The sequence below is a fragment of the Pseudomonas acericola (SeqCode) genome (assembly GCF_053456465.1).
Genome location: NZ_JBRFJB010000005.1, coordinates 367,721 through 390,832 on the forward strand (window position 1 = coordinate 367,721; position 23,112 = coordinate 390,832).

General features: G+C 62.7%; 19 protein-coding genes. 7 read left to right on the plus strand and 12 right to left on the minus strand.

Translation table 11 applies throughout. The features are described 5' to 3' along the window. The first annotated feature begins 2 nt into the window (after nt 1-2). From ACU688_RS21185 to ACU688_RS21195, 3 genes are read left to right on the plus strand one after another with little or no spacing between them, the layout of a single operon-like run. Nucleotides 3-1,430: an O-antigen ligase family protein gene (locus ACU688_RS21185; protein WP_448186300.1), complete on the plus strand. Its 1,428-nt coding sequence runs from the start codon at nt 3-5 to the stop codon at nt 1,428-1,430. Beyond that, nucleotides 1,430-2,839 carry a lipid II flippase MurJ gene (locus tag ACU688_RS21190; RefSeq protein ID WP_448186279.1) on the plus strand — a complete coding sequence of 470 codons (1,410 nt, stop codon included), beginning with the start codon at nt 1,430-1,432 and terminating at the stop codon, nt 2,837-2,839. Before ACU688_RS21185 ends, ACU688_RS21190 begins: the two co-directional genes overlap by 1 nt. Before the next feature lie 14 nt (nt 2,840-2,853). Further along, nucleotides 2,854-3,903 (plus strand): acyltransferase family protein, encoded by a 1,050-nt coding sequence (locus ACU688_RS21195; protein ID WP_448186280.1) that lies wholly within the window; start codon nt 2,854-2,856, stop codon nt 3,901-3,903. A gap of 123 nt (nt 3,904-4,026) precedes the next feature. On the opposite strand, the gene ACU688_RS21200 is transcribed toward ACU688_RS21195, so the two are convergent. From ACU688_RS21200 to ACU688_RS21230, 7 genes are all read right to left on the minus strand, one after another. Beyond that, on the minus strand, nt 4,027-6,390 hold the full coding sequence (locus ACU688_RS21200; protein ID WP_448186301.1) for a TonB-dependent siderophore receptor: 2,364 nt from the start codon (nt 6,388-6,390) through the stop codon (nt 4,027-4,029). 127 nt (nt 6,391-6,517) lie between these two features. After that, nucleotides 6,518-7,468: a FecR domain-containing protein gene (locus tag ACU688_RS21205; RefSeq protein ID WP_448186281.1), complete on the minus strand. Its 951-nt coding sequence runs from the start codon at nt 7,466-7,468 to the stop codon at nt 6,518-6,520. Next, nucleotides 7,465-7,980, minus strand: a complete 516-nt coding sequence (locus ACU688_RS21210) for a sigma-70 family RNA polymerase sigma factor (RefSeq protein ID WP_124529228.1) — start codon at nt 7,978-7,980, stop codon at nt 7,465-7,467. Before ACU688_RS21210 ends, ACU688_RS21205 begins: the two co-directional genes overlap by 4 nt. Before the next feature lie 100 nt (nt 7,981-8,080). Further along, complete coding sequence (locus ACU688_RS21215; protein ID WP_124529230.1) at nt 8,081-8,656, minus strand: DUF4174 domain-containing protein; 576 nt, start codon at nt 8,654-8,656, stop codon at nt 8,081-8,083. Nucleotides 8,657-8,821: 165 nt separating this feature from the next. Then, a complete protein-coding gene (locus tag ACU688_RS21220) occupies nt 8,822-9,454 on the minus strand; it encodes a glutathione S-transferase N-terminal domain-containing protein (protein WP_448186282.1) in 633 nt (210 codons plus the stop codon). A 12-nt stretch (nt 9,455-9,466) separates the two neighbouring features. Continuing rightward, entirely contained in the window at nt 9,467-10,045 is a 579-nt protein-coding gene (locus ACU688_RS21225) for a GNAT family N-acetyltransferase (RefSeq protein WP_448186283.1), read from the minus strand. A 68-nt stretch (nt 10,046-10,113) separates the two neighbouring features. Further along, nucleotides 10,114-12,471: a DNA polymerase II gene (locus ACU688_RS21230; protein ID WP_448186284.1), complete on the minus strand. Its 2,358-nt coding sequence runs from the start codon at nt 12,469-12,471 to the stop codon at nt 10,114-10,116. Nucleotides 12,472-12,652: 181 nt separating this feature from the next. On the opposite strand from ACU688_RS21230, the gene ACU688_RS21235 reads away from it, so the two are divergent. Then, the gene (locus ACU688_RS21235) at nt 12,653-14,878 is read left to right on the plus strand and encodes a TonB-dependent receptor (protein ID WP_448186285.1); all 2,226 of its coding nucleotides are present in this window, start codon (nt 12,653-12,655) and stop codon (nt 14,876-14,878) included. Nucleotides 14,879-15,143: 265 nt separating this feature from the next. Continuing rightward, nucleotides 15,144-15,731 (plus strand): hypothetical protein, encoded by a 588-nt coding sequence (locus ACU688_RS21240; RefSeq protein ID WP_448186286.1) that lies wholly within the window; start codon nt 15,144-15,146, stop codon nt 15,729-15,731. Between the two features lie 39 nt (nt 15,732-15,770). Here ACU688_RS21240 and ACU688_RS21245 read toward each other — a convergent pair whose 3' ends face one another. From ACU688_RS21245 to ACU688_RS21260, 4 genes are all read right to left on the minus strand, one after another. Next, nucleotides 15,771-16,238 carry an SRPBCC family protein gene (locus tag ACU688_RS21245; RefSeq protein WP_448186287.1) on the minus strand — a complete coding sequence of 156 codons (468 nt, stop codon included), beginning with the start codon at nt 16,236-16,238 and terminating at the stop codon, nt 15,771-15,773. A gap of 80 nt (nt 16,239-16,318) precedes the next feature. Beyond that, nucleotides 16,319-18,817, minus strand: coding sequence for a TonB-dependent siderophore receptor (locus ACU688_RS21250; protein ID WP_448186288.1), 2,499 nt, complete (start codon nt 18,815-18,817; stop codon nt 16,319-16,321). 99 nt (nt 18,818-18,916) lie between these two features. Further along, complete coding sequence (locus ACU688_RS21255; protein WP_448186289.1) at nt 18,917-19,867, minus strand: FecR domain-containing protein; 951 nt, start codon at nt 19,865-19,867, stop codon at nt 18,917-18,919. A 2-nt stretch (nt 19,868-19,869) separates the two neighbouring features. Continuing rightward, complete coding sequence (locus ACU688_RS21260; protein WP_448186290.1) at nt 19,870-20,400, minus strand: sigma-70 family RNA polymerase sigma factor; 531 nt, start codon at nt 20,398-20,400, stop codon at nt 19,870-19,872. 136 nt (nt 20,401-20,536) lie between these two features. On the opposite strand from ACU688_RS21260, the gene ACU688_RS21265 reads away from it, so the two are divergent. Then, nucleotides 20,537-20,938, plus strand: a complete 402-nt coding sequence (locus tag ACU688_RS21265) for a GFA family protein (RefSeq protein WP_448186291.1) — start codon at nt 20,537-20,539, stop codon at nt 20,936-20,938. 1 nt (nt 20,939) lies between these two features. On the opposite strand, the gene mrdA is transcribed toward ACU688_RS21265, so the two are convergent. Further along, nucleotides 20,940-22,832 carry a penicillin-binding protein 2 gene (gene mrdA / locus ACU688_RS21270; RefSeq protein WP_448186292.1) on the minus strand — a complete coding sequence of 631 codons (1,893 nt, stop codon included), beginning with the start codon at nt 22,830-22,832 and terminating at the stop codon, nt 20,940-20,942. Nucleotides 22,833-22,901: 69 nt separating this feature from the next. Here mrdA and ACU688_RS21275 point away from each other — a divergent pair. Continuing rightward, the coding region (locus ACU688_RS21275; RefSeq protein ID WP_448186293.1) for a hypothetical protein at nt 22,902-23,112 on the plus strand (211 nt) is incomplete at its 3' end.

Here is a 23,112-nt window from a genome sequence, read left to right on the forward strand (position 1 = left end):
GAATAAACCTGGCAAGCCTCGTCCCCATCCTCTTCGGCGTGCTGTTCGGCGCGCTGGCCTTGTTGCTGTCACCGGCCAAGGCGTTTGTCGCCGTGATCGGCCTGGCGGGCGCGCTGACCATCCTGCGCTTTCCGCTGTGGGGCCTGCTGCTGTTTGCCCTGGTGGCGACATTCATGCCGTACTCCACGGTGAACCTGGGCATCCGCACCACCGTCAGCGAAGCGATCCTCGCGCTGACCTGGGGCGCGGTGGTGTGGGAGCGCTTTCTGTCGCGCCTACCCGATTCGCCGCGTTTCGCCCAGCGCCCCACCGACCAGATGTTGATGTGGCTGATGCTGTTCAGCGTGTTCCCGTTTATCGTCGGCCAGGTCATCACCCACGCCGACAGCAGCGGCCTGGCCAACTGGCTGCGCTGGTTGCTGAACCTGTCGGGGGTGTTCCTCGCGGCCAAGTTGTTGGTGGAACGCAAGCACCGCGAAGCCCTGGTGATCGCCCTGCTGTTGGGCACATTGGCGATGCTACTGCTGTCGATTGCAGTGTTTGTGCGTACTCGCTCGGGGGCCGGGATTGCGCCGATCCTGGGGCTGTTCAACTACGCCAACTTCGACACCCTGAAATTCGGCCTGGAAGCCATGTCCTCGCGCATGGGTTCACCCTGGACCCACCCGAATGCCATCGGCGGGATCATGGCGCTGCTGCTGCCGTTGGCGTTCTGCTACGGCATGACCGAGCAAGGCTGGAAGCGCGGTCTCGGCCTGAGCGTGGCGTGCCTGGGCGCCGCGGCGCTGCTGTTGGCCAGTAGCCGTGGCGCGATGGTCAGCCTGGCGTTGGTGCTGCTGTGGATGGCCACGCGCCGCGTGCCGTACACCGGGCGCCTGCTGATGATCGGCGCGGCGCTGACCGTGGCGCTGGTGATCGCGTACCCGCCGTTGCAGGACCGGTTGGCGACGATCTTTTCGTCGAGCAACGCCAGTACCGAAGTGCGTTTCGATGAATACCGCATGTTCCCGCAGGCAGTGGCGGCGTATCCGCTGGGCATTGGCTTCAAGGTTGATCCACCGGTGCCGGGCACGCATCTGCTGGGGATCTCCAACCTGTGGCTGAACTACATCTACAAGATCGGCATTCTCGGCATGCTGCTGTTTGTCGCGGTGACCGTGCGCTGGTGGCGTGAAGCGCGCCCGGAAAAAGGCCCGATCCGCCTCACCAAGGACAACGCCCTGTGGCTGGGGACCACGGCGGGGATTCTGGCGGCGTTGGTCAGTGGCTTGTTTGACCACTACTTCAGCTTTGCCGTGGTGATGGTGGCGCTGTTCTGGCTGATGGTGGGGATCAATGTGCTGGAGGCGCGGCGGTTGTTCCCGGCGCGGTTGCCGCAGGTCAAACACGTCGCGGCGCCCGGGCCGCTGCTTGATGGCGTGCGCCCCTGATGCTCGGCTCTGCCGTCTGGCTCACCGTGGCGACCTTGCTCGGCTTGTGCCTGGGCTTTGCGCGCGAATGGTTGCTGGTGGCGGCGTGGGGCGCGGGCGAGCGCAGTGATGCGTTCCTGATCGCGCTGTTTTTGCCCGAAGCCTTGCGTATGTCCCTGGCCGGTGGCGTGCTCAGCGCCGCCGCGCTGCCGTTGTACCTGCAACGCCAGGAGGGTGAGCGCCTGAGTTGGCTGGCGGTGTTGTTTCCGGCGTTGCTGCTGATCGCGCTGGTGACCAGCCTGTTGCTGACGCTGTTGGCGCCGTGGCTGGTGCAACTGCTCGGCCCCGGTCTGGCGGCGAGTGCCACGGCGTTGGCGGGCAGCAATCTGCAGATCGTCGCGTGGTGCGTGCCGGGCTTGATGCTGCATGCGCTGTTCAGTATTCCGTTGCAGGCCAGCGAGCGGTTTGTGCTGGCGGGGTTGGGTTCGTTGCTGTTCAACCTGCCGCCGGTGACCTACCTCGCCCTCGCCGGCACCGCCACGCAACCGCACACGCTGGCCCTGGCCTGCCTCGCCGGCAGCCTGTTGATGCCGCTGGCGCTGGTGCCGTCGATCTGGCGCCAGGGCTGGCGGCCCTGGCGTTGGCAGCTGTCGCTGGTGCCGTTGCGGGAGCTGGGCCAACGCATCGGCCCGCTGCTGTTGAGCAATGGCGCCAGCCAGGGCTTGGCGCTGATCGAGCGGCTGGTGGCCTCGCTGCTGGGGGAAGGCGCGGTGACGTGGGTCAACCTCGCGCGCAAGCTGATGAACCTGCCGCTGATTGCGTTGATGAGCCTTAACCAGGTGCTGCTGGGCATGATGAGCCGCCGCCAGGGCGACGAGCGCCTGGCCCTGCTCAAGCGCGGCCTGGAAACCGCCAGCGTGCTGACCCTGCCCGCCGGTGTCGGCCTGGTGGCGGCGGCGCCGAGCCTGGTGGCGTTGCTGCTGCCCAAGCAGTCGGCGGATTCGCCGCTGCCGCTGCTGCTGGCGTGGTTCGCCGTGCCGCTGGTGTTCGGCGCCTGGAACGCATTGCTGGCGCGCTATGCCTACGCCGCTGGCGACACACGCCAGCCGTTGCGCTGCGAATTGCTCGGCAGCCTGGTCAATGTGCTGTTGCTCGGCGCGCTGCCGTTTATCTTCGGCCTGGCCGGTATTCCGCTGGCTGCGTTGGCCGGCGTGCTGTGCACCGCGCTGCTGTTGATGCAGCGCCAGTCCTTGCTCGCCGCCCTGCCCTGGGCGCGGCAATGGCTGCTGAGCACGCTGTTGCTGGGCCTGGCGGCCTGGCTGCTGTTTCGGATTGACGGCGTGTGGCTGCAACTGGGGCTGAGCACCCTGGCCGGCGCCGTGGTGTTGCTGGGCATGGGGCTGTGGCTCAAGCCATGGCGCAAGGCATAAAGGAGGAAGGTCGAGTGAAACATCGCTGGATTCAAATGGATATTGCCAAAGGCATCGGCATCCTGGTGATCGTGTATGCCCACAGCTGGTTTGTGGCCACGTCCCGGGACTTGATGTACCCGATCCTGGCGTCGTTCATTCTGCCGCTGTTCTTCTTTTTGTCGGGCGTGCTGTTCAAGCCGGAACAGCCCTTTGGCGAGATGGCCGTGCGCAAGGCCGACGGCCTGCTCAAACCGTTTTTCTTCACCATGCTGGTCTACGTGATCGTGCGCGATGTGCTGCGCGGGCAACCGCTGCTGCCGGATATCGGCGGCGTGCTGTACGCCTCGGTGGACACCATCCCGTGGCAGGCGCTGTGGTTTTTGCCGCACTTCTGGGTGGCGATCCTGTTCAGCTGGTGCGTGCTGCGCCTGATCCAACGCCTGCCGGTGGCGCTGAGTTGTGGGCTGACCGGACTGATTCTGGTGGTGGGCACCTGGGTCCTGCCGTGGTTCTGGCAACTGCCGGTGACCGTTGGCGAACGCACCTGGGTACTGCCCGGTTTGCCGTTCAGCCTGGACGTCACGCTGATCAGCAGCGCGTTTTTCATCCTCGGCTATCTGCTGCGCGACTGGCTGCGCCGGCATGAGGGTTCACTGCTGACGCTGGTGATATCGGCGGCGCTGTTTGCGGCGGTGTTTCTCTGGCGCGGCGACACCATGGATTTGGCTCAGCGGCGCTACGACCACTGGCTGTGGACCAGCTTGCTGGCGGTGATTGGCGTGTACCTGTGCTGGGCGTTGGCGCGGGTGCTCATGGTCTCGGCGCTGCTGACGCGGGCGATGACCTACATTGGCCAGTCCACGCTGATCCTGTTGATCTTCCATGGCGAGATCCAGCACAAGACGTTCGACCTGATGGAGCGCCTGGGGCTGCCTGCGTTTGTGGCTGCGTGCATTGGCTTGGTGGTGGCGGTGGTGGCGCCGTTGCTGATTGGGGAAGTGATCAAGCGGGTGGCGTTCTTGCGGTTTTTCTACTTTCCGTTTCCGGTGCGCAAGGCCTCCACAGAACGCCACGGAACCTAATGTGGGAGCTGGCTTGCCCGCGATGGCGATGTGTCAGTTAGTAAAAGGTTGACTGATACACCGCTATCGCAGGCAAGCCAGCTCCCACATAAGCTCACTCTGACTTGGGGTTTAGCGCTCGGATTAGAAGTCGTATTTGACACCTGTCATCAGGTTGCGCGGCGCGCCATACATGCCGTGGTTGCCGGCATAACTCAGGTACTCGCGGTCGAACAGGTTATTGAGGTTCACCGAGGCGCTCAGCTTGGGCGTCACGTCATACCGCACCAGCAGGTTGGTCACCGCATAGCTGCCCTGGCTGAAGGTGTGCAGGTCTTCGCCGACCTTGCTCTGCCAGTTCACCCCGCCGCCAACGGTGAACTTGTCCAGCACGCCTGGCAGGCGGTACGTGGTGAAGGTCTTCAGGCTCTGGCGCGGCAAGGTGGTGACGATGCGGTTGTCGTCGGCATCGGTGCTGACGGCGTAGGCGTAGCCCGCGGAGGCTTGCCAGCCTTCGGCCAATTCACCGTTGAGCTCCAGCTCGACGCCTTCGGTGGTGGTGCCCTTCTCGTTGCGGTACGTGTCGCCGCCCGGGGTGTCGATCCAGATCGCCAGGTTGTCCTGTTCCAGCTTGAACAGCGCCAGGCTGGTGTTGAGTTTCTCGTCGAAGAAGCTGCCCTTGAGCCCCACTTCGTAGCCCTTGCCTTCCATCGGCGGCAGGGCTTTGTTGTTGATGTCATGCACGCCCATGGCCTGGGGGTTGAAGATCTTCGTGTAGCTGGCGTAGGCCGACCAGTTGTCGGTGAGGTCGTACACCACCCCGGCGTAGGGGATGTAGACGCCGGTTTCGGATTCGTCGGTGCGGGTCTCGGTGCCGCCGTAAGGGCTGGTGACGGTGTCACGTTTCCAGTCGATCACCCGGCTGCCGAGGATCAGGCTCAGGTCGTCGGTGACCCGCAGGCGGGTGCTCAGGTAGGCGGCGTACTGGCTTTCATCCACCGAGGATTTGCCGGTGACGTCGAACGCCGGTTTCGCCGAGTGACCGTCCCAGTTGAACAGGTTGTCGATGGCGCCAGCCGGCGAGCCGGAATAGGCGTAGTTCCAGCCGCCGTAACTCGGCACGCTCTCGCGGTATTTGGACAGGGTTACACCGGCGATCAGCTCGTGCTCGCGGCCGAGCAGGTTGAACGGGCCGGTGGCGTACAGGTCGAGGTTGTCCTGGCGCGGCGTGCCGGAGAAGCGCACCGGCAATTGGGTGGTGCCGCTGCCGTCACGGTCGAGACTGCCGTTGACGTAGTTGAAGATTTCGTCGAACTGGTTTTCGGTGTGAGTGAATTCGGCTTTGGCGCTCCAGCCGCTGTCGAACTTCTGTTCGATGGCGGTGAAGAAACTGGTCTGCTCATGGTCGTTGTAGGACCACGACGGCGCGGTGTTCAGCGAGCGGCTGAGGTTGCTGCGCGAGCCGTCGGTAAAGCGCGTGGGCAAACCGGAACGGGCCGGTGCATCGACGTCGGTGCGCAGGTAGCTAAAGCCCATCGTCAGCAGGGTGTCTTCGGTCAGGTCGAACTCGGTGATGCCGTAGAGCAGTTGGCTTTCCTGTTTGTAGCGGTCGATCCAGGAACGTTCGGTCTTGTAGTCCGCCACCAGGCGCCCGCGCACGTTGCCGCTCTCGGTCAGTGGCCCGGACACGTCAAGGCCACTGCCGTAACGGTCCCAGTTGCCCGCCTCGGCGGTCACGCTGGCACGGGCCTCGGCGGTCGGGCGCTTGCGGATCAGGTTGATGGTGGCCGCCGGGTTGCCCATGCCGCTGATCAGGCCGGTGGCGCCGCGCACGATCTCGACGCGGTCGTACATGGCCATGCTTTGGGTGTAGTTGTCCATGCGCGTGGCGGTGGGCACGCCGTCGATCTCGAAGTTCTGGATCTGGAAGCCACGGGAGAAATAACCATCGCTTTCCGAGCCCTTGCCATCACGCAGCACGATGATGCCGGGGGTGGCGTCGAGGGTGTCGCTGAGGTTGATCAGGCGCTGGTCGTCGAGACGCTGGCGCGTCATCACGGTGAGCGATTGCGGGGTTTCCCGTGGGGTCAGGTTCAGGCGCGTCGAGCTGCTGGACGACTGCGTGGTGTAGGAACCGGTACCTTCGGTGGTCGAACCCGGCGCCTTGCCGGAGATGGACACGGTGCTCAGTTGCAAGGCGCCGCCCGCCGGGCGCGGCTCCAGCGAGTAGTGGTTGTCGCCGCCACGCACGGCTTGCAGGTCGCTGCTGCTGAGCAGGATCGCCAGGCCGCTGTCCAGGTCATGGCGCCCATGCAGGCCGGGGCTGGTCTTGCCGTCGGTGAGCGCGGCCGGGTAGGACAGCAGGATCTGGCTGGCCTGGCCGAACTTGTTGAGTGCGCCGGCCAGCGAACCGGCCGGGATGTCGAAGTCCCGTTGCTCCGCGGCCTGCACCCAGGCCGACGCCAACAACAGCGGCGTGGCGGCCGTGAGCGTGGCGATGCCTTGCATGACCGCAAGGGCCAGTGATGTTTTCAACGTTGTGCGTGGCTGCATGCCTGTTTCCCCAGTGAAGGTAGTGTCTGGGGAGATAAGTCTCGCGAGAATGGCAAACGGCTCACCTCTCTGCGAAATAAATTCACGCCAGGTGCTGGCGCGGCTTGAGGGTGACCCAGAACCGCGTGAAATGCTGCACCTCCAGTTGCAGGGTCTGCGCCAGGGCGGCGAGGATGCGGTCGGTGTCGGCCAGCGGATAGGTGCCCGACACACGCAGGCCGCGCACCGCCGGATCACAGGCCAGGCGCCCGCGCCGATAGCGGCTCAATTCTTCGAGGAAGTCTTCGAGGCGCATGCCCTGGGCGACGATCATGCCGCCGCGCCAGGCCAGTTCGCCGTCCCGTTGCGGGCGGCGGGCGAGCACGGTGTGGGCGTCGAAGCTGATCAGTTCACCGGGTTGCAGGACCAGGCTGCGCGCCGGGATCTGCACCGACAGCGGGCCCTGGTCGGCGCCCAGTTGGCTGAAGCCGTCACGCTGGCGCAGGCTGAAACGGCCACTGACCGCGCGGGTCAGGCCTTCGGCGGTCTGCACCCACAGCGGGCGAGTGTCGGTGGGGTTGGGGTCCACGAGGATTTCGCCGCGCAGCAGGTGGATCTGGCGCCGCTCGGGGGTGTATTTCACGTCGATGGCGCTGTCGGTGTTGAGCTGCACCTGGGTGTTGTCCGCCAGGTCGATGCGCCAGCGTTCGCCGACGGTGGTGCTGTAGTCGCTGGTCCAGTGTTGCAGCAGTTCGCTGTCCTTGAGGCTCCACGCGGTCGCGCCTGTCGCCAGCAGCACGGCGAGATGCTTGACCACTTGGCGGCGGGACAATATCGGCAGCAACGCCGCGCTGACCAACGCTTGATGCGCCGGTGCGCGCACGTCCTGCATGCGTTGCAAAAAGCGCTGGGAATGCTGCCAGGCCCGTTCATGGCTCGGGTCTTGTTCGCGCCAACGCTGGCACTCGGCGCGGGTCTGTTCGCTGACGTCGGGCGCCTGCAATTCCAGTTGCCAATGCATCGCCTGCTCGGCGGCTTCCAGGGACAGCGTCATGGTTGCTGGCTGTCCAGCAGGATGCATTGCGCGCCGGCCTTGATGATGTAGCGCTTGACCGTGGCGATGCTGGCGCCGAGGCGCTCGGCAATCTCGCCATGGCTGAGGCCATCGAGCTGCGACCAGAGGAACGCCTGGCGCACGGGCAAGGCCAGGCGGCTGAGCACTTCGTCGAGGGCGGTGAGGGTTTCCAGCAGGATCCATTGGGTTTCGGCGCTGGGGGCGGATTCTTCCGGCAACAGGGCCAGGGCCTGCAGGTAGGCCCGTTCGAGCTTTTGCCGACGGAAGTGGTTGGACAGCACGCTCTGCGCCACCTTCGCCAGAAAACTGCGCGGCGCCTGCACTTCGATCGCCTGATTCTTCGCCAGCAAGCGCAGGAAAGTGTCCTGGGCCAGGTCAGCGGCACTCTGCGAGCAATTCAGGCGACGCCACAGCCATTGCTGCAACCAACGGTGTTGCTGCTGGTAGAGGGTGGCCAGATCAGTGGGGCTTACCGCAGGAGTCGAAGACATGGGAGGCGCGCACAAGGAATGATGCGCAAATGATAACGGTTATCATATGTTTCGCAAGGTGTCTGCGGTAGGAGCCGGGGCAACCGGCTCCTGGCGTGGATCAATCGTCCAGTTGTTGCGGCGCAGGCTTGCTGCCGGCCTTGGCCGGTTTGGCGCCTTTGGCGGGGGCCGGTGCGGCCGGCTCAGGTTCTGCGGCGGCGGCGGTTTCTTTTTCCGCCATGGGCATCTGGTCGATGGTGCTGAAGAATTCCTTCAGGTCGAGGGTATCCGGTGGCACGGTCTTCTCGAGTTTCTTCTCGCCATCCTTGCCCACCAGGATGACCTTGGTGCCGCTGCCGGCGCCCAGTTTGAGGGCGCGGATCAGGGCGTTGGTTTCGGGCGGCGTGAGTTTTTTGTTGTCCTTCGCGTCCTTGGCGAACTTCTCCCCTTCGGCGCCGATGCTGCCGAACTTCACGGTGTAGAACACCATGTTGCGCTCTTCGAACGCTTGCTTGTTGGCTGGCTCGTCAAGTTGCTTCTTGAGCGTGGTTAAAGTGGCGTTACCGGAATCAAGCTCCACCACCACCAGCGGACGGGCTTTGCCCACGTCCTGCTTGAGTGGGTTGGTATCATCAGCGGCCAACAGCGGCCCCGTAAAAACCATCAAGGTAGCCAGGGTCAGCGACCGGATGAGCATGCGCACCTCCTTCTAATTCCGTGCAGGGTTCTTGAGTTTCATGTCTGCGACAGTCAAATTCAAGGATGATTCCTACACCACTTTAAGAAAGCGTAGGTCAGGACGCCCGCTACGCAAGGGCTTGAGACGCTTCGCCGGTGATTGTTTCCACTGATTGCGGAAACATCATGAGACCTTCCAGTCCGGCCAATGCCGTGCAAACACGGGCGCCACAACGGGGTCGGCGTCCACCTGCGCCAGGCTCTGGGCAAAGCCCGGCGCCAGGCCGTTCAAGGCCTCCCGCGACTCATCCCAGCGCGATACCGCCGCCGCCATCAGGCCCAATGCATTCGGCATGTCGTTGGGGGCGAACAACTGCCCGGCAAACTGATCGGCAAACACCACCCAGGCCTGGTGCAGGTAGCGCCGAGTACCAGTGACCAGTTGCGCCTGCACGGTTTCGTTGACGTTGCCGAGCCAGCGTTGCGGGTAGTCGATAATGCCGATGGCCGAGTAGCAATTGGCGGCGATGTACACCAGGCCGCGGATGATCTGCGCGCGGTTGCCGGCCAGCAGGCCGGCGGCGGGAAACTCCAGGCCGAGGTGGATCAGGATCGCCGCGCTTTCTGTCAGTACCTGGCCATCGGGCGTGAGCAACGTGGGCACTTGCTTGAGCGGGTTGATGCGCGCCAGTTCGTCACTGCCGGCGCCCTCGGCCCATGACGCGGCGTCGATCCGCCGCCAAGGCACCGCGCACCGTTGCAGGGCGATTTCGATCATGCACGAGCCGGATTCGTCGATGCCGTAGAGCGTGTACATGGGCCTGGTCTCCTAGCGTTGCAGTTTGGTCTGCAAGTGCGCCTTCACCTGCGGCCATTCCGAATCGATGATGCTGAAGCGCACCGAATTGCGCTTGCGCCCGTCGGGCATGATGCGTTCGTGGCGCACGATGCCTTCCTGCACGGCGCCCAGGCGCAGGATCGCGGCGCGGGATTTTTCGTTGAGTTCGTCGGTGGTGAATTGCACGCGCACGCAGTCGAGGACTTCGAAAGCGTAGGTCAGCAGGAGCAGTTTGGCTTCGGTGTTGATCGAAGACTTTTGCGTGGATTGCGCCAGCCAGGTGTGGCCGATTTCCAGCTTGCGGTTGACCCGATCGACCTTCCAGAAGCGCGTGCTGCCGACCACCTGGCCGCTGTCGCGGCGCACGATGGTGAACGGGATCACCGTACCCGCGTCACGTCCGGCCAGCGCCGTGTCGATGTATTTTTCGACGGTATCGGGGCCTGGCACGTTGGTGACCTTGAGGTTCCACAACTCGCCATCGGCGGCGGCGTCGAGCAAGGCGCTGGCATGTTGCGGTTGCAGGGGCTGGAGTTCGACCGTGGTGCCGGTCAGGGTGAGCTGGGTCATGGTGGCTGCGCCGTCGGGTGGTCGTCAGCGGCCAGAGTGCAGGTTCGCAGCGCGTCGAATCAAGCGTTTTAAAACAGGCCCATCTGCCCACCGACCAGGGTGCCGAAATCGTCGTTCACAAACGGCAGGATCGCATCGGCCACCGGCTGCAATTGGCGGGTGACGTAGTGGTCGTAGTCGATAGGCGCCTGGCGGGTTTCCAGGGGTTCCGGGCCGTTGACCGTGATCACGTAGCTGATCCAGCCCCCGCGCTGGTACTGGCGCGGACGCCCGAGGCGGTCGTTGTAGTCATCCGCCAGGCGCGCAGCGCGCACGTGGGGCGGCACGTTGCGTTCGTAGTCATCCAGCTGCCGGCGCAGGCGCTTGCGGTAGATCAGCAGTTCGTCGAATTCGCCACTCAAGGTGCGCTGCACGTAGTCGCGGATGTAGTCCTGGTGCGGCTTGCGGTGGAAAATGCGTTGGTAGAGTTCCTGCTGGAACCGGCGGGCCAGGGGCGACCAGTCGCTGCGCACGGTTTCCAGGCCCTTGTAGACCATTTCTTCGCGACCATCGCTGTGCGTGACCAGGCCGGCGTAGCGTTTTTTGCTGCCCTCCTCGGCGCCGCGAATGGTCGGCATGAGGAAGCGACTGAAGTGGGTTTCGTATTGCAGTTCCAGCGCGCTTTGCAGGCCGAACTCGCTACGCAGGTGCTCGCGCCACCAGTCGTTGACGTGCTGCACCAAGGCGCGGCCGATGCGGCCGGCGTCTTCCTGGGAATGGGCACTGCCGAGCCAGACGAAAGTGGAGTCGGTGTCGCCGTAGATCACCTCATAGCCCTGGGCTTCGACCAGCGCGCGGGTCTGGCGCATGATCTGGTGGCCGCGCATGGTGATGGATGAGGCCAGCCGCGTGTCGAAGAAGCGGCAACCGCTGGAGCCGAGCACGCCGTAGAAGGCGTTCATGATGATTTTCAGCGCCTGGGACAACGGCGCGTTGTGTTCACGCTTGGCTTCTTCGCGGCCCTCGGAAACGCGCGCGACGATGGCCGGCAAGCAGTGCCGGGTGCGCGAGAAACGCGCGCCGCGAAAGCCTTCGACCGACTGGCTGTCGTCGGGGTACTTGAGGCCTTCGATCAGGCCCACCGGGTCGATCAGGAAGCTGCGGATGATCGACGGGTAGAGGCTTTTGTAGTCGAGCACCAGCACCGATTCGTAGAGGCCGGGGCGCGAGTCCATGACAAATCCACCGGGGCTGGCCTGGGGCGGTTTGTCCCCCAGGTTCGGCGCGACAAAGCCCTGGCGGTGCATCAACGGCATGTACAGGTGGGTGAACGCCGCGACCGAGCCGCCATTGCGGTCGGCCGGCAAGCCGGTGACGCTGGCGCGTTCGAGCAGGAAGGTGAGCAGTTCGGTCTTGGCGAAGATCCGCGTGACCAGTTCGCAGTCCTTGAGGTTGTAGCGCGCCAGGGCGGGCTTGTCCTCGGCGAACATGCGGTTGATTTCGTCCATGCGCTGGTACGGCGTGGAGATGTCCTTGCCCTCGCCGAGCAGGGTTTGCGCGACGTTTTCCAGGCTGAAGGATTCGAAGCTCCAGGTCGCCGAACGCAGGCCCTCGATGCCGTCGATGATCAAGCGCCCCGCCGCTGCGGCGAAGTAGTGGTTGCGGCTGCCGTGTTCGCGCCAAGTCATGGCCTCGCCACCACGCCCAAGCAGCAGCGGCACGTTGAGGCGCTGGGCGTGTTCGTGGAGCACGCGCAGGTCGAACTGCACCACGTTCCAGCCGATGATTGCATCGGGATCAAAGGTGGCCAGCCATTGGTTGAGGCGTTCGAGCAGTTGGGCGCGGGTGTCGCAGTAGTCGAGCTTGAAGTCCACCGCCGTGGTCTGGTTCGGCGGGCCGAGCATGTACACCTGGCGCTCGCCGCAGCCTTCGAGGGCGATGGAATAGAGCTCGCCCTTGGCGGTGGTCTCGATGTCCAGGGACACCAGTTTGAGCGCCGGGCGGTAGTCGGGCGCGGGTTTCATCTGCGCGTCCATCAACACGCCGTTGGCGTCCGGCGTGCCGCCAAACCACACGGGCGCGGTGATGAAGCGTTCCATCATGTAGCGCTCGGGCGGGCGTACGTCACCTTCGTAGACGTCCACACCGGCCGCGCGCAGGCGTTTTTCCACGTCCATCGCCTGGCGGTGCTGGCGGGTGTAGAGGCCCAGGACCTTGCGGTGGTGGAAGTCCAACAGATCCAGCGGGCGCAGTTCGATCTCACGCTCGCCCTTGAGCAGCCAGTCGAGGGGCTTGCGGTGGGCTTCGGGGATGAACATCACCGAGGTCTGCACAGGGAGGCGCACAAGCCTGGGGCCTTGGTCGGTGGCCAGCCAGAAGCTGACCTCCGTGCCCGCCGGGGTGTCGCGCCAATGCCGGGTCAGGACAAAACCCTGCTGTAAATCCACCGTACCGCACCTCAGGAATCGCTTTCAGGGCGTGATTCTACTCGGCTATGTGCGCACGCAGACCGCGAAAGTAAATATTTGTTGCGCGACGTTAATAACAATCACTATCATTCGCACCGGAGTCGTATCCGCGCAGCGAGGACGCGCAACGTTTGTTGCCCTTTTCCTCACTGGATCGCCCATGCCCTTCCCTATTCCGTTTCGTCCGACCCTGCTCGCCCTGTGCTGCTCCCTGAGCGTCGCCGCCCACGCTGCAACCCCAGCCACCCCGCAGGATGCGAACAACCGTCAGGACGGCAACACCCTGGAATTGGGCGCCACCAACATCAGCGCCGACGCGCCCGCACCAAGCGCCCTGCCCCCGGTGTACGCCGGCGGCCAGGTGGCACGCGGTGGCCAGTTGGGGGTGTTGGGCAACCAGGACATCATGGACGTGCCGTTCAGCATGTCCTCCTACACCGAAAAACTGATCCGCGACCAGCAGGCCGAAACCGTCGGCGATGTGCTGCTCAATGACTCGTCCGTGCGCCAGGCGTCGGGATATGCCAACCAGGCGCAGACCTTCATGATTCGCGGCCTGCCGCTGAACGGCGACGATATGTCCTACAACGGTCTGTACGGCATCCTGCCGCGCCAGATCATCTCCACCGACGCCCTGGAACGGGTTGAAGTGTTCAAGGGCCCGAATGCCTTTATCAACGGCGTGAGCCCCACCGGTTCGGGGATTGGCGGCGGCGTGAACCTGCAACCCAAGCGCGCCGATGACCTGCCGTTGCGCCGCTTGAGCACCGACATCAGCAGCGATGGCCGGGTGGGCGAGCACTTGGACATTGGCCAGCGCTTTGGGGAAGAACATCAGTTTGGCGCGCGGGTGAACCTGTCCCAACGCGAAGGCGATACCGGCATCGATGATGAGAACCAGCGTTCGAAGCTGTTTGCGGTCGGCCTGGATTACCGTGGCGATGCGCTGCGTTTATCCGGTGACTTTGTGTACCAGAAGGAGCACATCAACGGTGGGCGCAACTCGGTATTCACCGGCACCGCCACGCACATCCCGGATGCGCCTTCGGCCGACACCAACTACGCGCCGAGCTGGAGCAGTACCAACCTGGAAGACACCTTGGGCATGCTGCGTGCCGAGTACGACCTGAACGACAACTGGACGGCGTACGCGGCAGGCGGGGTCAAGCACACCCGTGAAATGGGGCGTTACTCGTCGGTAACCCTGACCGACAACCTCGGCAACGCCACCGCCAGCGGCTCGACCATCGCCCACGAAGAAGACAACAGCAGCCTGATGACGGGCCTGAACGGCAAGTTCCAGACCGGTGCGGTGAGCCATCGTCTCAACTTCGGCCTGGCCGGGACCTGGACCCAGGCGCGCAACGCTTATGTGTTTGCCAGCGGCAAGACCACCACCAACATCTACAACCCGGTGACCGGCGCGCCACCGGCCCTGAACAACCCACGCAACACCCCGGGCACCGACTTCAGCGACCCGGAAATCACCGCGAAGACCTTTGTGCGCAGCGCGGCCGTTTCGGACACCTTTGGTTTCTTCGATGATCGCCTGTTGCTGACCGTTGGCGCGCGTCGCCAGCAGATGGTGGTGCAGGGTTACAACTACGCGAGCGGCAGCCGCACGGCTAACTACGACGAGTCGATCACCACGCCGGTCTACGGCCTGGTGTTCAAGCCGTGGGAGCATGTGTCGGTGTATGCCAACCGCATCGAAGGCTTGGCGCAGGGGCCGACGTCGCCGCTGAAATTGGGTGTGAGGACGGTCATCGACGGCGGTCAAGCCTATGCGCCAGCGCGCTCCAAGCAGATTGAAGCGGGTGTGAAGGTGGACATGGGCACCTACGGCGCAACGCTGGGTGTTTACCGTATCGAACAGCCTGGGGCCGGTTATTCCGAAGTCGTCGATGCGACCACTGCGCGCTACGTGCGCGAAGGCCTGCAAATCAACAAGGGCGTCGAGCTGAACGTGTTCGGCGAACCGGTCAGCGGCCTGCGCTTGCTCGGCGGTGTGACGGTGATGAAGACCGAACTCAAGGACACGCAAAACGGCGCCAATGACGGTAACCGTGCGATCGGCGTGCCTTCGTTCCAGCTCAACGCCGGGGTGGATTGGGATGTGCCGGGCCTGCAAGGCGTGAGCCTCAACGGGCGCATGCTGCGCACTGGCGGGCAGTACGCCGATGCGGCCAACAACCTCAGCCTGCCGGCGTGGAACCGCTTCGATGTGGGTGCGCGCTACAACTTCAAGGTGGCGCAGCGGGATGTGACCGTCGGCGCCACGGTGGAAAACGTTGCCAATGCGAAGTACTGGGAATCGGCGCAAGGCGGGTTCTTGAGCCAGGGTGATCCGCGGGTGGCCAAGTTGTCTGCGTCGGTGGATTTCTAAAGGCTGCTGCTGCAGTAAAAGGCTAAAAACTTACCTGTGGCGAGGGAGCTTGCTCCCGCTGGACTGCGCAGCAGTCCCAGCTTTTTACACAAAGAGCGGGGCCGCTTCGCGGCCCAACGGGAGCAAGCTCCCTCGCCACAGTGGTTACCAGTTGTAGGAATCTTCTACCGACGCCGTATGTTCAGGCTGGCCAGAGCGGTTGCGCGGTTGTGGATCCACGACCCTCCACTAGACTCAGGGCTCCTCAAACATGGAAGTCCTTTCAATGAAACTATCTCGCTCGCTGCGCCAAGCCATTGCCCTGGTCACGCTGCTGTCCGCCAGCAACCTCGCCGCCTATGCCGCCGACATCCCGCTGTCCAAGTCCCTTGAAGCCGACGAGGTGACCACCAAGGTGCTGGCCGTAGATGCCACCAAGCATCAAGTGGTGCTTGAAGGGGCCGAGGGCAACCCCGTACACGTGCAACTCAGTGATCAAGCCAAGGACTTGGGCAACCTCAAGGTCGGCGACCAGGTCAAGGTGCTGACCACCCACTCGGTCGCGGCGGTGCTGGACACTGATGTGGACAAAAGCGCCCCGGATGCCAGCGAAAAAATCGGCGTGATTCGGGCGACCGCCGACAACCCCAACCCGGGTGGTGCGGCTTTCCGCCAGGTGCAGGTGCAGTTGAAGATCACCCACATCGACCTGAAGAAAAACCAGGTCACCCTGGAAAACCCGGCCGGCGTGACCAAAGTGCTGAACGTGGAGAAACCGCAGATCCGCGCTGGGCTCAAAGACCTCAAGGTTGGGCAAAGCGTGCTGGTGACCTTTACCGACACCCTGGAAATCACCACGGCTCACGAAGGCTGAACAGCATGAGAGTGGGCATCAGCAATGATGCCCGTTTACTCAGGCGCGACGAGCTTGGCCCAGATAGGTTTCGATATTGCCCATTTCTTCATCCCAGCCCCGTGAGTTCATCTTGAAGGCTTTTTGGCGACGGGCCTCGGGGATGTTGTCGAACCCGGATTCAACCACCCGCAGCAGGATGCCCGGCGCGCGATCTTCGATGGTGAACTCCACCAGGGTTGGCGTTTCCTTGTCGTAATCGACACCCTCCGCCACCGCAAACGGGTGCCACCAGAAAGAGAACAACGTTTGCGGCAGGATGCGTTCGATCTTCGCCTTCCAGATCACATGCTCGTAACCGGGATACGTGATCGGCGCCTCGAGGGTTTCACCCACGACAAAGTGTTTGCCCTTGAGGGCAATACCAAACCAGTTGCCGAATTGCTCGGCATCGACAAGGGCTTCCCACACCTGTTTACGTGAAGCATTGAGCAGGATTTTTCGTTCTATACGATCCAATACGTGCATAAGTCACCTCCTCCATTGAAGGTAGGCGACATCAACCAATGCGCAACCTTTTCGATCACGCATTGGTGTTGCGACTTATCTCAGAACTTCCATTTGGCGTTGACCATCGCATTGCGCGGCTCGCCGTAGGAGCCCGAGTTGAACGTGCCCATGCCGTCGTAGTACTTCTTGTCGAACAGGTTGTTGACGTTCAGTCCCACGGACAGATGCTCGTCCACCTGGTAGTTGGCCAGCAGGCCGACCACGGCGAAGGGGTCTTGTACCGCCTTGTAGTAGGGCCCGGTGTAGTTGATCTGGCTGGTGGCGTACATCTCGCTTTGCCAGGTGACATTGCCGCCCACGGTCAGGCGGTTCAGGGCGCCCGGCAGGCGGTAGGAAGTACCGAGCTTGAACAGGTTGATCGGCTGGTTGACCTGTACGCGTTCACCGTCCTTGGCGTGGGATTCGCGGTAGGTGTAGCCGCCGAATACGTTCCAGCCTGCGGCCACTTCGCCGGAAATCTCGGTTTCGACCCCGCGTGTAGTGGTGCCGGCGATGGCTTTGTACACGGTCTTGCCAGTGGCATCGTTACCCGAATCGGCCGCGGTGTTCTTTTGCTCGATGTCGAACAGGGCAATGCTCGCGTTTAGCGCGCCGTCGAAGAATTCGCCCTTGAGGCCGATCTCATAGTTGTCCCCTTCAAGCGGTGCCAGTGAGCCGCCGCTTGCGGTTTTGTAGAACGTCTGCGGCAGGAAGATGCTGGTGTAGCTGGCGTAGACCGAGTAGGTGTCGTTGAGGTCGTAGATGATGCCCGCGTAGGGCGTCACGACACCGGTCTTCTTGGTTTTGTCGGTGTTTTTCGAGTAGGGCTCATAGAGACTGACCTCATCGAGTTGCTTCCACCAACTGACGCGGGTGCCGAGAATCAGGGTCAGTGGATCAATCGGTTTCAAACGCAATGCGCCATACACACCGGTCTGTTGCAGGGTGGTCACCGTGCCCCCGATCTTGTTGTAGGAACGGCGCCCATACTGCCGGCCATCCCAGGTGAAGATGTTGTCCACGTCGCCGTAATCATTGTCCTGGTCGGCCAGGGTACTGCTGTAGTTCGGAAAATTAAGATGGATGCGCGAAGAGCTCGCGCCCACGACCAGTTCGTGTTCACGCCCACCCAACTGGAACGGGCCGTTGGCATACACGTCAAGCATGTCCTGGGTCTGGTAGCTGTCGAGACGGTAGATGAATGCCCCGGCACCTTGGCCGGTGACCGGGTCCGGATAGCCGCCACTGGCAGAAGCGCCCTGCCCTTTGCGGTAGGAATACTGATGGCTGTAGGCAGTCTTCAGGCTCCAGTCGTTGTCGAGTTTGTGATCGAGCATCGTGGTGAAAGTGTAGCTGGTGTTGTCCATGTAACTGGAGCGCGTAGCCGGGTTGAAAGAGCGGGAAAAGTTGGTCTGGCGGCCAGTGTTGTAGAACAACGGAATATGGCCGTAGCTGGTGCCATTGGCGTCGTTGTTCTGGTAATCCAGGCTGGTGCGCAGGGTGGTGCTGTCATTCAGGTCGATATCGAGCGCGCCGTACATGACGCGCTTGTCTTGTTTGTACCAATCCACGAAGGATTTCTGCTTCTGGTACGCCGCGACAAATCGCCCGCGCACATTGCCGGTTTCGGTCAACGGGCCGGACACATCAACCTCGGAACGGTAACGGTCCCACGCGCCGGCTTCGCCGGAGATGTGGGCCTGGAAGTCTTTGGTCGGGCGCTTGCGCACCAGGTTGATGGTGGCGGACGGCGTGCCTGCGCCACTCATCAAGCCGGTAGCACCGCGTACGACTTCGACACGGTCGTAGAGGGCCATGTCGGAAAGCGGGCCGATAAATTGCTGGGATTCGTTGGCGATTTGCGACGGAATGCCGTCGTACTGGAAGTTCTGGATCTCGAAGCCGCGGGAGTAGAAGGAGTAGCGCTCGCTATCACGATGGTTGCTGCTGATGCCGGGGGTGAAGGTGAGCACCTCGCTGAGGGTGGACAGGTGCTGGTCATCCATCAGTTGGCGGGTGACCACGCTGACCGACTGCGGCGTTTCGCGTAGGGACAGAGGTAACTTTGTCGCGGTACTGGTCGCTCCGGTGGTGTAGGAACCGGTGCTTTCGGTGGTCAGGCCTAAACCTTCGGCGTTGATACTGGTGGCGCCGAGGGTCAAGGCACCGCCGCTGGCCTGGGGCGCCAAACGGTAACTGCCATCACTGTTGGCGGCGATGGCCAGGTTGCTGCCGGCCAGCAGCCGGGCAAAACCTTGTTCGACGCTGTACGTGCCCTGCAGGCCCGCGCTTTGCTTGCCGGCAGTGAGGCCGGAATCGAAGGACAGCACCACACCCGCCTCGCTGGCAAAGCGGCTCAACACCGAACCCAGGGGGCCGGGCGCAATGGCGAACGCCTGTTGCTGGCTGGCCGCCATTGCACTGGAGCCGCTCGCCAACAACGGGGCCAGCAGCCCGGCCTGCACCATCAGCGACACGCCAAACAACGCGACCTGCAAAGGCTTTTTGCGAAATGAGCGAAGCGGTTGATTGGCGACTGAGGTTTGCCCTGCGCGCATGTTGACTCCTGATGGTTCGAAACGAATGGAGGGGGTTTGCAGGAGGAGTCGAACGAGGGGCGGCAAATCGACAACGGACGTTGAGAATTATTTTCGATGTCAGGCGCGCGGGACCAATGTCGTCCAATAACGGGTACGTGCAACGAGGCGCACCGGCAGAGCGTGGGTCAGGGCGTTGAGGGTCAGGTCGATATCGTCCAGGGAGTACGCACCGGAGACCGGCAGGTGGCCGATTTCTGTGGCACACCCCAGGTAGCCAGGGCGGTAGCGTGCCAACTCGGCCACCAGGCGGTCCAGTCGCCAATTGTCGACGATCAGCCGCCCTTGCGCCCAGGCGCCGGCACCGGGGTCGTTGGGCCGAAGGGCGAGCATGCGCTGGCTATCGAAGGTGACGGTCTGGCCGGCGGTGACCACCGTTTCTGCAGGATCGGCGCCCAGACGTACCGCCACCGCGTGCTGCAATACGCTCATCGCCGTGAAGTCGTCGAACTGGCGCACGTCAAAGCGGGTGCCTAGCGCGCGCATCTCACCGTGGGCGCTGCGCACGAGAAACGGCCGGGGGTCGGGGGCGGTTTCCACGAGGATTTCTCCGGCACGCAAAATCACCAAGCGGTGTTCGGCGTTGTAGTGAATATCCACGGCACTGGCGGTATTGAGGGACAGTTGGCTGCCATCGTCCAGGCGCAGGCTGTGACGCTCGCCGGTGGTGGTGCGTTGATCGGCCATCCATAGCGGTGCCTTTCGATAGCCAGACCAACCGATGGCCGTCACGCCGGTACCGATCACCAGGCCCTTGAGCAATGCGCGGCGTCCCAGCCTCAGGGATTGGTCGGCGGCGACGTCCAGCACATTGACGGCGACGGCACCCGGCAGGCACTGGAGTTGGCTACGAAGGGCTTCTACGCGCTGCCAGGCCCATTGGTTCAGTGCGCTTTCGTCGCGCCAGGAGAGCCAAGCCACATGCAACAGGGAATCACCGGGCTCGGCGGCCAAACGGGCGACCCAGTGGGCCGCCGCACTGAGCGCCTGATGTTTCGGATCACGGGCCACCGTCAATGCTCCAGGGCGAAGATCAGGCAATGCTCGGTGGCTTTGGCAATGTATTTGGTCACCGAACTCACCGACACCTGTAGGTCCTCGGCGATTTCCTTGTAAGGCATCCCCTGCAACTGCGAGAGCAGGAAGGCGCGTTTGGCTTTGTACCCAAGGCCATCGAGCATGGCGTCCAGACGTTGCAGGGTTTCGATCACCAGCAACCGCTCTTCTGGCGAAATGGCATAGGCCTGGGGTTGTTCGGCCAAGGCCTGCAGATAAGCCTGCTCAAGGGCTTTGCGACGGAAGCTGTCGATCATCACGCGCTTGGCAATCGTCACCAGAAAATGCCGCGGCTCCTTCAACTCAGCGGCCAAAGGTTGGGTGCGCTCAGCCAGCAACAAACGGATAAAAGTATCTTGCGCCAGGTCTGCGGCCTGCTGGGAACAACCCAGGCGCGCACGCAGCCAGCTGACCAACCAGCGGTGGTGGTCACCGTAGAGTTGGCCAACAGGTTCGTGGGGGGAATGAGGCACAGCAGACGAAGGCATAATAATATTGCGCGCGAATGAGAACGCTTCGCAATTTAGACCAATGCCGGAATAAGGGCAATGATTTGTATCACTTGTGATGCGCAGCGCGGCGGCGAACGGTAGATTGCTCCCCTCCCCTTTGAGGTGAAGCACTATGACTCAGCAACTCCATGGAAGTTGTGCCTGCAAGGCCGTGCAGTATCAGGTGGACAGCCTGGATATGCCCATCAGCCACTGCCATTGCCAAAGCTGTCGCAAGGTCCACGCGGCGGCGTTCGTTGCGACTGCCGGTGTGATGCGCGAGCACTTCCGCTGGACCCAGGGCGAGGCGCTGTTATCGTCGTACGAATCTTCGCCGGGTAAATTCAGGCATTTCTGCGGGCGTTGCGGATCACACCTGATGGCCGAGCGCGGGCATCAGCCCCATGTGATTGTGCGGGTGGCGACGTTGGATGATGACCCAGGCATGCGCCCCACTTCGCACATCTGGACCGCCCACGATGTGCCATGGCTGGCACATGAGGACGTGGAGCAGTGGCCCGAATGGAAGGCGTGAATCAGACATGCGGGTCGCCGGGCGCTTTGGCCGGCGTCGCGTATTGAGGCTTCAGGTGGCCGTCCTGGTCGAGTAGCCAGGCGTCCATGATCTGTCGCACCACAGGGCCGGCAACCCGGCCGCCCGCCTCGCCGTTTTCGATCATCACCGAGATCACGATTTTCGGGTGTTCGGCGGGCGCAAAGCCGACGAACAAAGCGTTGTCGCGATGGCGTTCCAATGTCTTGTTACGATCGTAACGCTCACCCTGTTTGATCGCCACCACTTGCGCCGTACCACTCTTGCCGGCAATCCGGTATTGCGCGCCTTGCGCGGCGGCGCGGGCGATGCCGCGCGGGTCGTGCATCACCAGTTGCATGCCGTGGTTGACCTGCTCCCAGTCACGCGGGTCCTTGAGGACCACGTTGGGCATCGGGTTTTCATCCACCGGTGCCACGCCATTGATGGTCTTGGCCAGGTGCGGACGATTCCATACACCTTTGTTGGCGATCAACGCAGTGGCCTGGGCCAGTTGCAGCGGAGTGACCTGCATATAGCCTTGACCAATGCCGAGGATCACGGTTTCGCCGGGGAACCAGGGTTGGCGGCGTGTGGCGCGCTTCCAGGCTTGGGACGGCATCAGGCCGGCGGACTCTTCAAACATGTCGAGGGAGACTTTCTGGCCAAGGCCGAATTCGGCCAGGTAGTCGTGCAGGCGGTCGATGCCGAGCTTATGCGCCAGATCGTAGAAGTAGGTGTCGTTGGAACGCATGATGGCAGCGTCCATGTCCACCCAACCGTCGCCGCTGTGGTTCCAGTTTCGGTACTTGTGGTCGAAGTCGGGCAGTTGGTAGTAGCCGGGGTCGAACACGCGGGTCTGGGCGGTGACAACACCGCTGTCGAGGCCGGCGATAGCCACCTCGGGCTTGATCGTCGAGCCTGGCGCATAGAGGCCACGCAGTACGCGGTTGAAGAGCGGCCGGTCGATGGAGTCGTGGAGTGCGGCGTATTCCTTGAAGCTGATGCCGGTGACGAACATGTTCGGGTCAAAGCTCGGCTTGCTGACCATGGCCAGTACTTCGCCGGTCTGCGGGTCGAGGGCGACCACCGAACCACGACGATCGCCCAAGGCTTCTTCTGCGGCTTCCTGGAGGTGGATGTCGAGGCTGAGCACGATGTTTTTGCCGGGGATTGGGTCGGTATGCTTGAGCACGCGCAGAACGCGGCCCTGGGCGTTGGTCTCGACTTCCTCGTAACCAACGTGGCCGTGGAGTTCGGATTCGTAGAAACGCTCGATACCGGTCTTGCCAATGGACTGTGTGCCGCGGTACTCCACCGAGTCGAGGGACTTGGATTCCTTTTCGTTGATCCGGCCAACGTAGCCGATGGAGTGGGCGAAATGCGCGCCTAACGGATAGTGGCGAACGAACTGCGGCTCGACATCCACGCCGGGCAAGCGGAACTCGTTCACAGCCAACACGGCGATCTGTTCTTCGGTCAACTCGTAGAACAACGTGACGGGGACGAACGGATGGCGCGCCTGTTTCAGCGCTTTGTCGAACACGGCGCGGTCTTCGGCAGGCAGGTGCAGCAGATTGACGATGGCGTCCAGCTCACCTTTGAGATCAGTGGTGCGCTCACGGGTGATGGTCAGGTTGTAGCTGGGGCGGTTGTCGGCCAGTACAACGCCATTGCGATCATAGATCAAGCCGCGCGTCGGCGTGATGGGCAGAACGTGCACGCGGTTGTTTTCAGAAATCGTGGAGTGGTAATCGAACTGTACGACCTGCAGGAAGTACATGCGACCAACCAGGGCACAGGTGATGCCAATCACCAACAGCGCGCAGGCGAGCAGGCGCTTGTTGACCAGGCGGTTTTCTTTTTCGTGATCTTTGATCGGTATGGCTTCAGGCATTTCTACAGCATCTCGTTGAAAAAGGGCGACGCCGCGTCCTGCGGGTGAACGATCAGTCCTTATGAAAATGTGCTGCACCATACCAAAAATGCAGAAACACTTTGTATTGATTTCCCCAACGGTATGCTCGAGGAGCATGTCGATGCTTGGCTGACTTTTCTCGCGCCCAAAACAAAACCCCATCTGCTTTCGCAAATGGGGTTTCGGAATTTAATCTTGACGATGACCTACTCTCACATGGGGAAACCCCACACTACCATCGGCGATGCATCGTTTCACT

Excerpts from the sequence above, each read along its gene's own strand:
- ACU688_RS21190 (WP_448186279.1), top strand. The coding sequence starts at position 1,430 with ATGCTCGGCTCTGCCGTCTGGCTCACCGTGGCGACCTTGCTCGGCTTG.
- ACU688_RS21200 (WP_448186301.1), bottom strand. The coding sequence starts at position 6,390 with ATGCAAGGCATCGCCACGCTCACGGCCGCCACGCCGCTGTTGTTGGCG.
- ACU688_RS21205 (WP_448186281.1), bottom strand. The coding sequence starts at position 7,468 with ATGACGCTGTCCCTGGAAGCCGCCGAGCAGGCGATGCATTGGCAACTG.
- ACU688_RS21210 (WP_124529228.1), bottom strand. The coding sequence starts at position 7,980 with ATGTCTTCGACTCCTGCGGTAAGCCCCACTGATCTGGCCACCCTCTAC.
- ACU688_RS21215 (WP_124529230.1), bottom strand. The coding sequence starts at position 8,656 with ATGCTCATCCGGTCGCTGACCCTGGCTACCTTGATGGTTTTTACGGGG.
- ACU688_RS21220 (WP_448186282.1), bottom strand. The coding sequence starts at position 9,454 with ATGTACACGCTCTACGGCATCGACGAATCCGGCTCGTGCATGATCGAA.
- ACU688_RS21225 (WP_448186283.1), bottom strand. The coding sequence starts at position 10,045 with ATGACCCAGCTCACCCTGACCGGCACCACGGTCGAACTCCAGCCCCTG.
- ACU688_RS21235 (WP_448186285.1), top strand. The coding sequence starts at position 12,653 with ATGCCCTTCCCTATTCCGTTTCGTCCGACCCTGCTCGCCCTGTGCTGC.
- ACU688_RS21240 (WP_448186286.1), top strand. The coding sequence starts at position 15,144 with ATGAAACTATCTCGCTCGCTGCGCCAAGCCATTGCCCTGGTCACGCTG.
- ACU688_RS21245 (WP_448186287.1), bottom strand. The coding sequence starts at position 16,238 with ATGCACGTATTGGATCGTATAGAACGAAAAATCCTGCTCAATGCTTCA.
- ACU688_RS21250 (WP_448186288.1), bottom strand. The coding sequence starts at position 18,817 with ATGCGCGCAGGGCAAACCTCAGTCGCCAATCAACCGCTTCGCTCATTT.
- ACU688_RS21260 (WP_448186290.1), bottom strand. The coding sequence starts at position 20,400 with ATGCCTTCGTCTGCTGTGCCTCATTCCCCCCACGAACCTGTTGGCCAA.
- ACU688_RS21265 (WP_448186291.1), top strand. The coding sequence starts at position 20,537 with ATGACTCAGCAACTCCATGGAAGTTGTGCCTGCAAGGCCGTGCAGTAT.
- mrdA (WP_448186292.1), bottom strand. The coding sequence starts at position 22,832 with ATGCCTGAAGCCATACCGATCAAAGATCACGAAAAAGAAAACCGCCTG.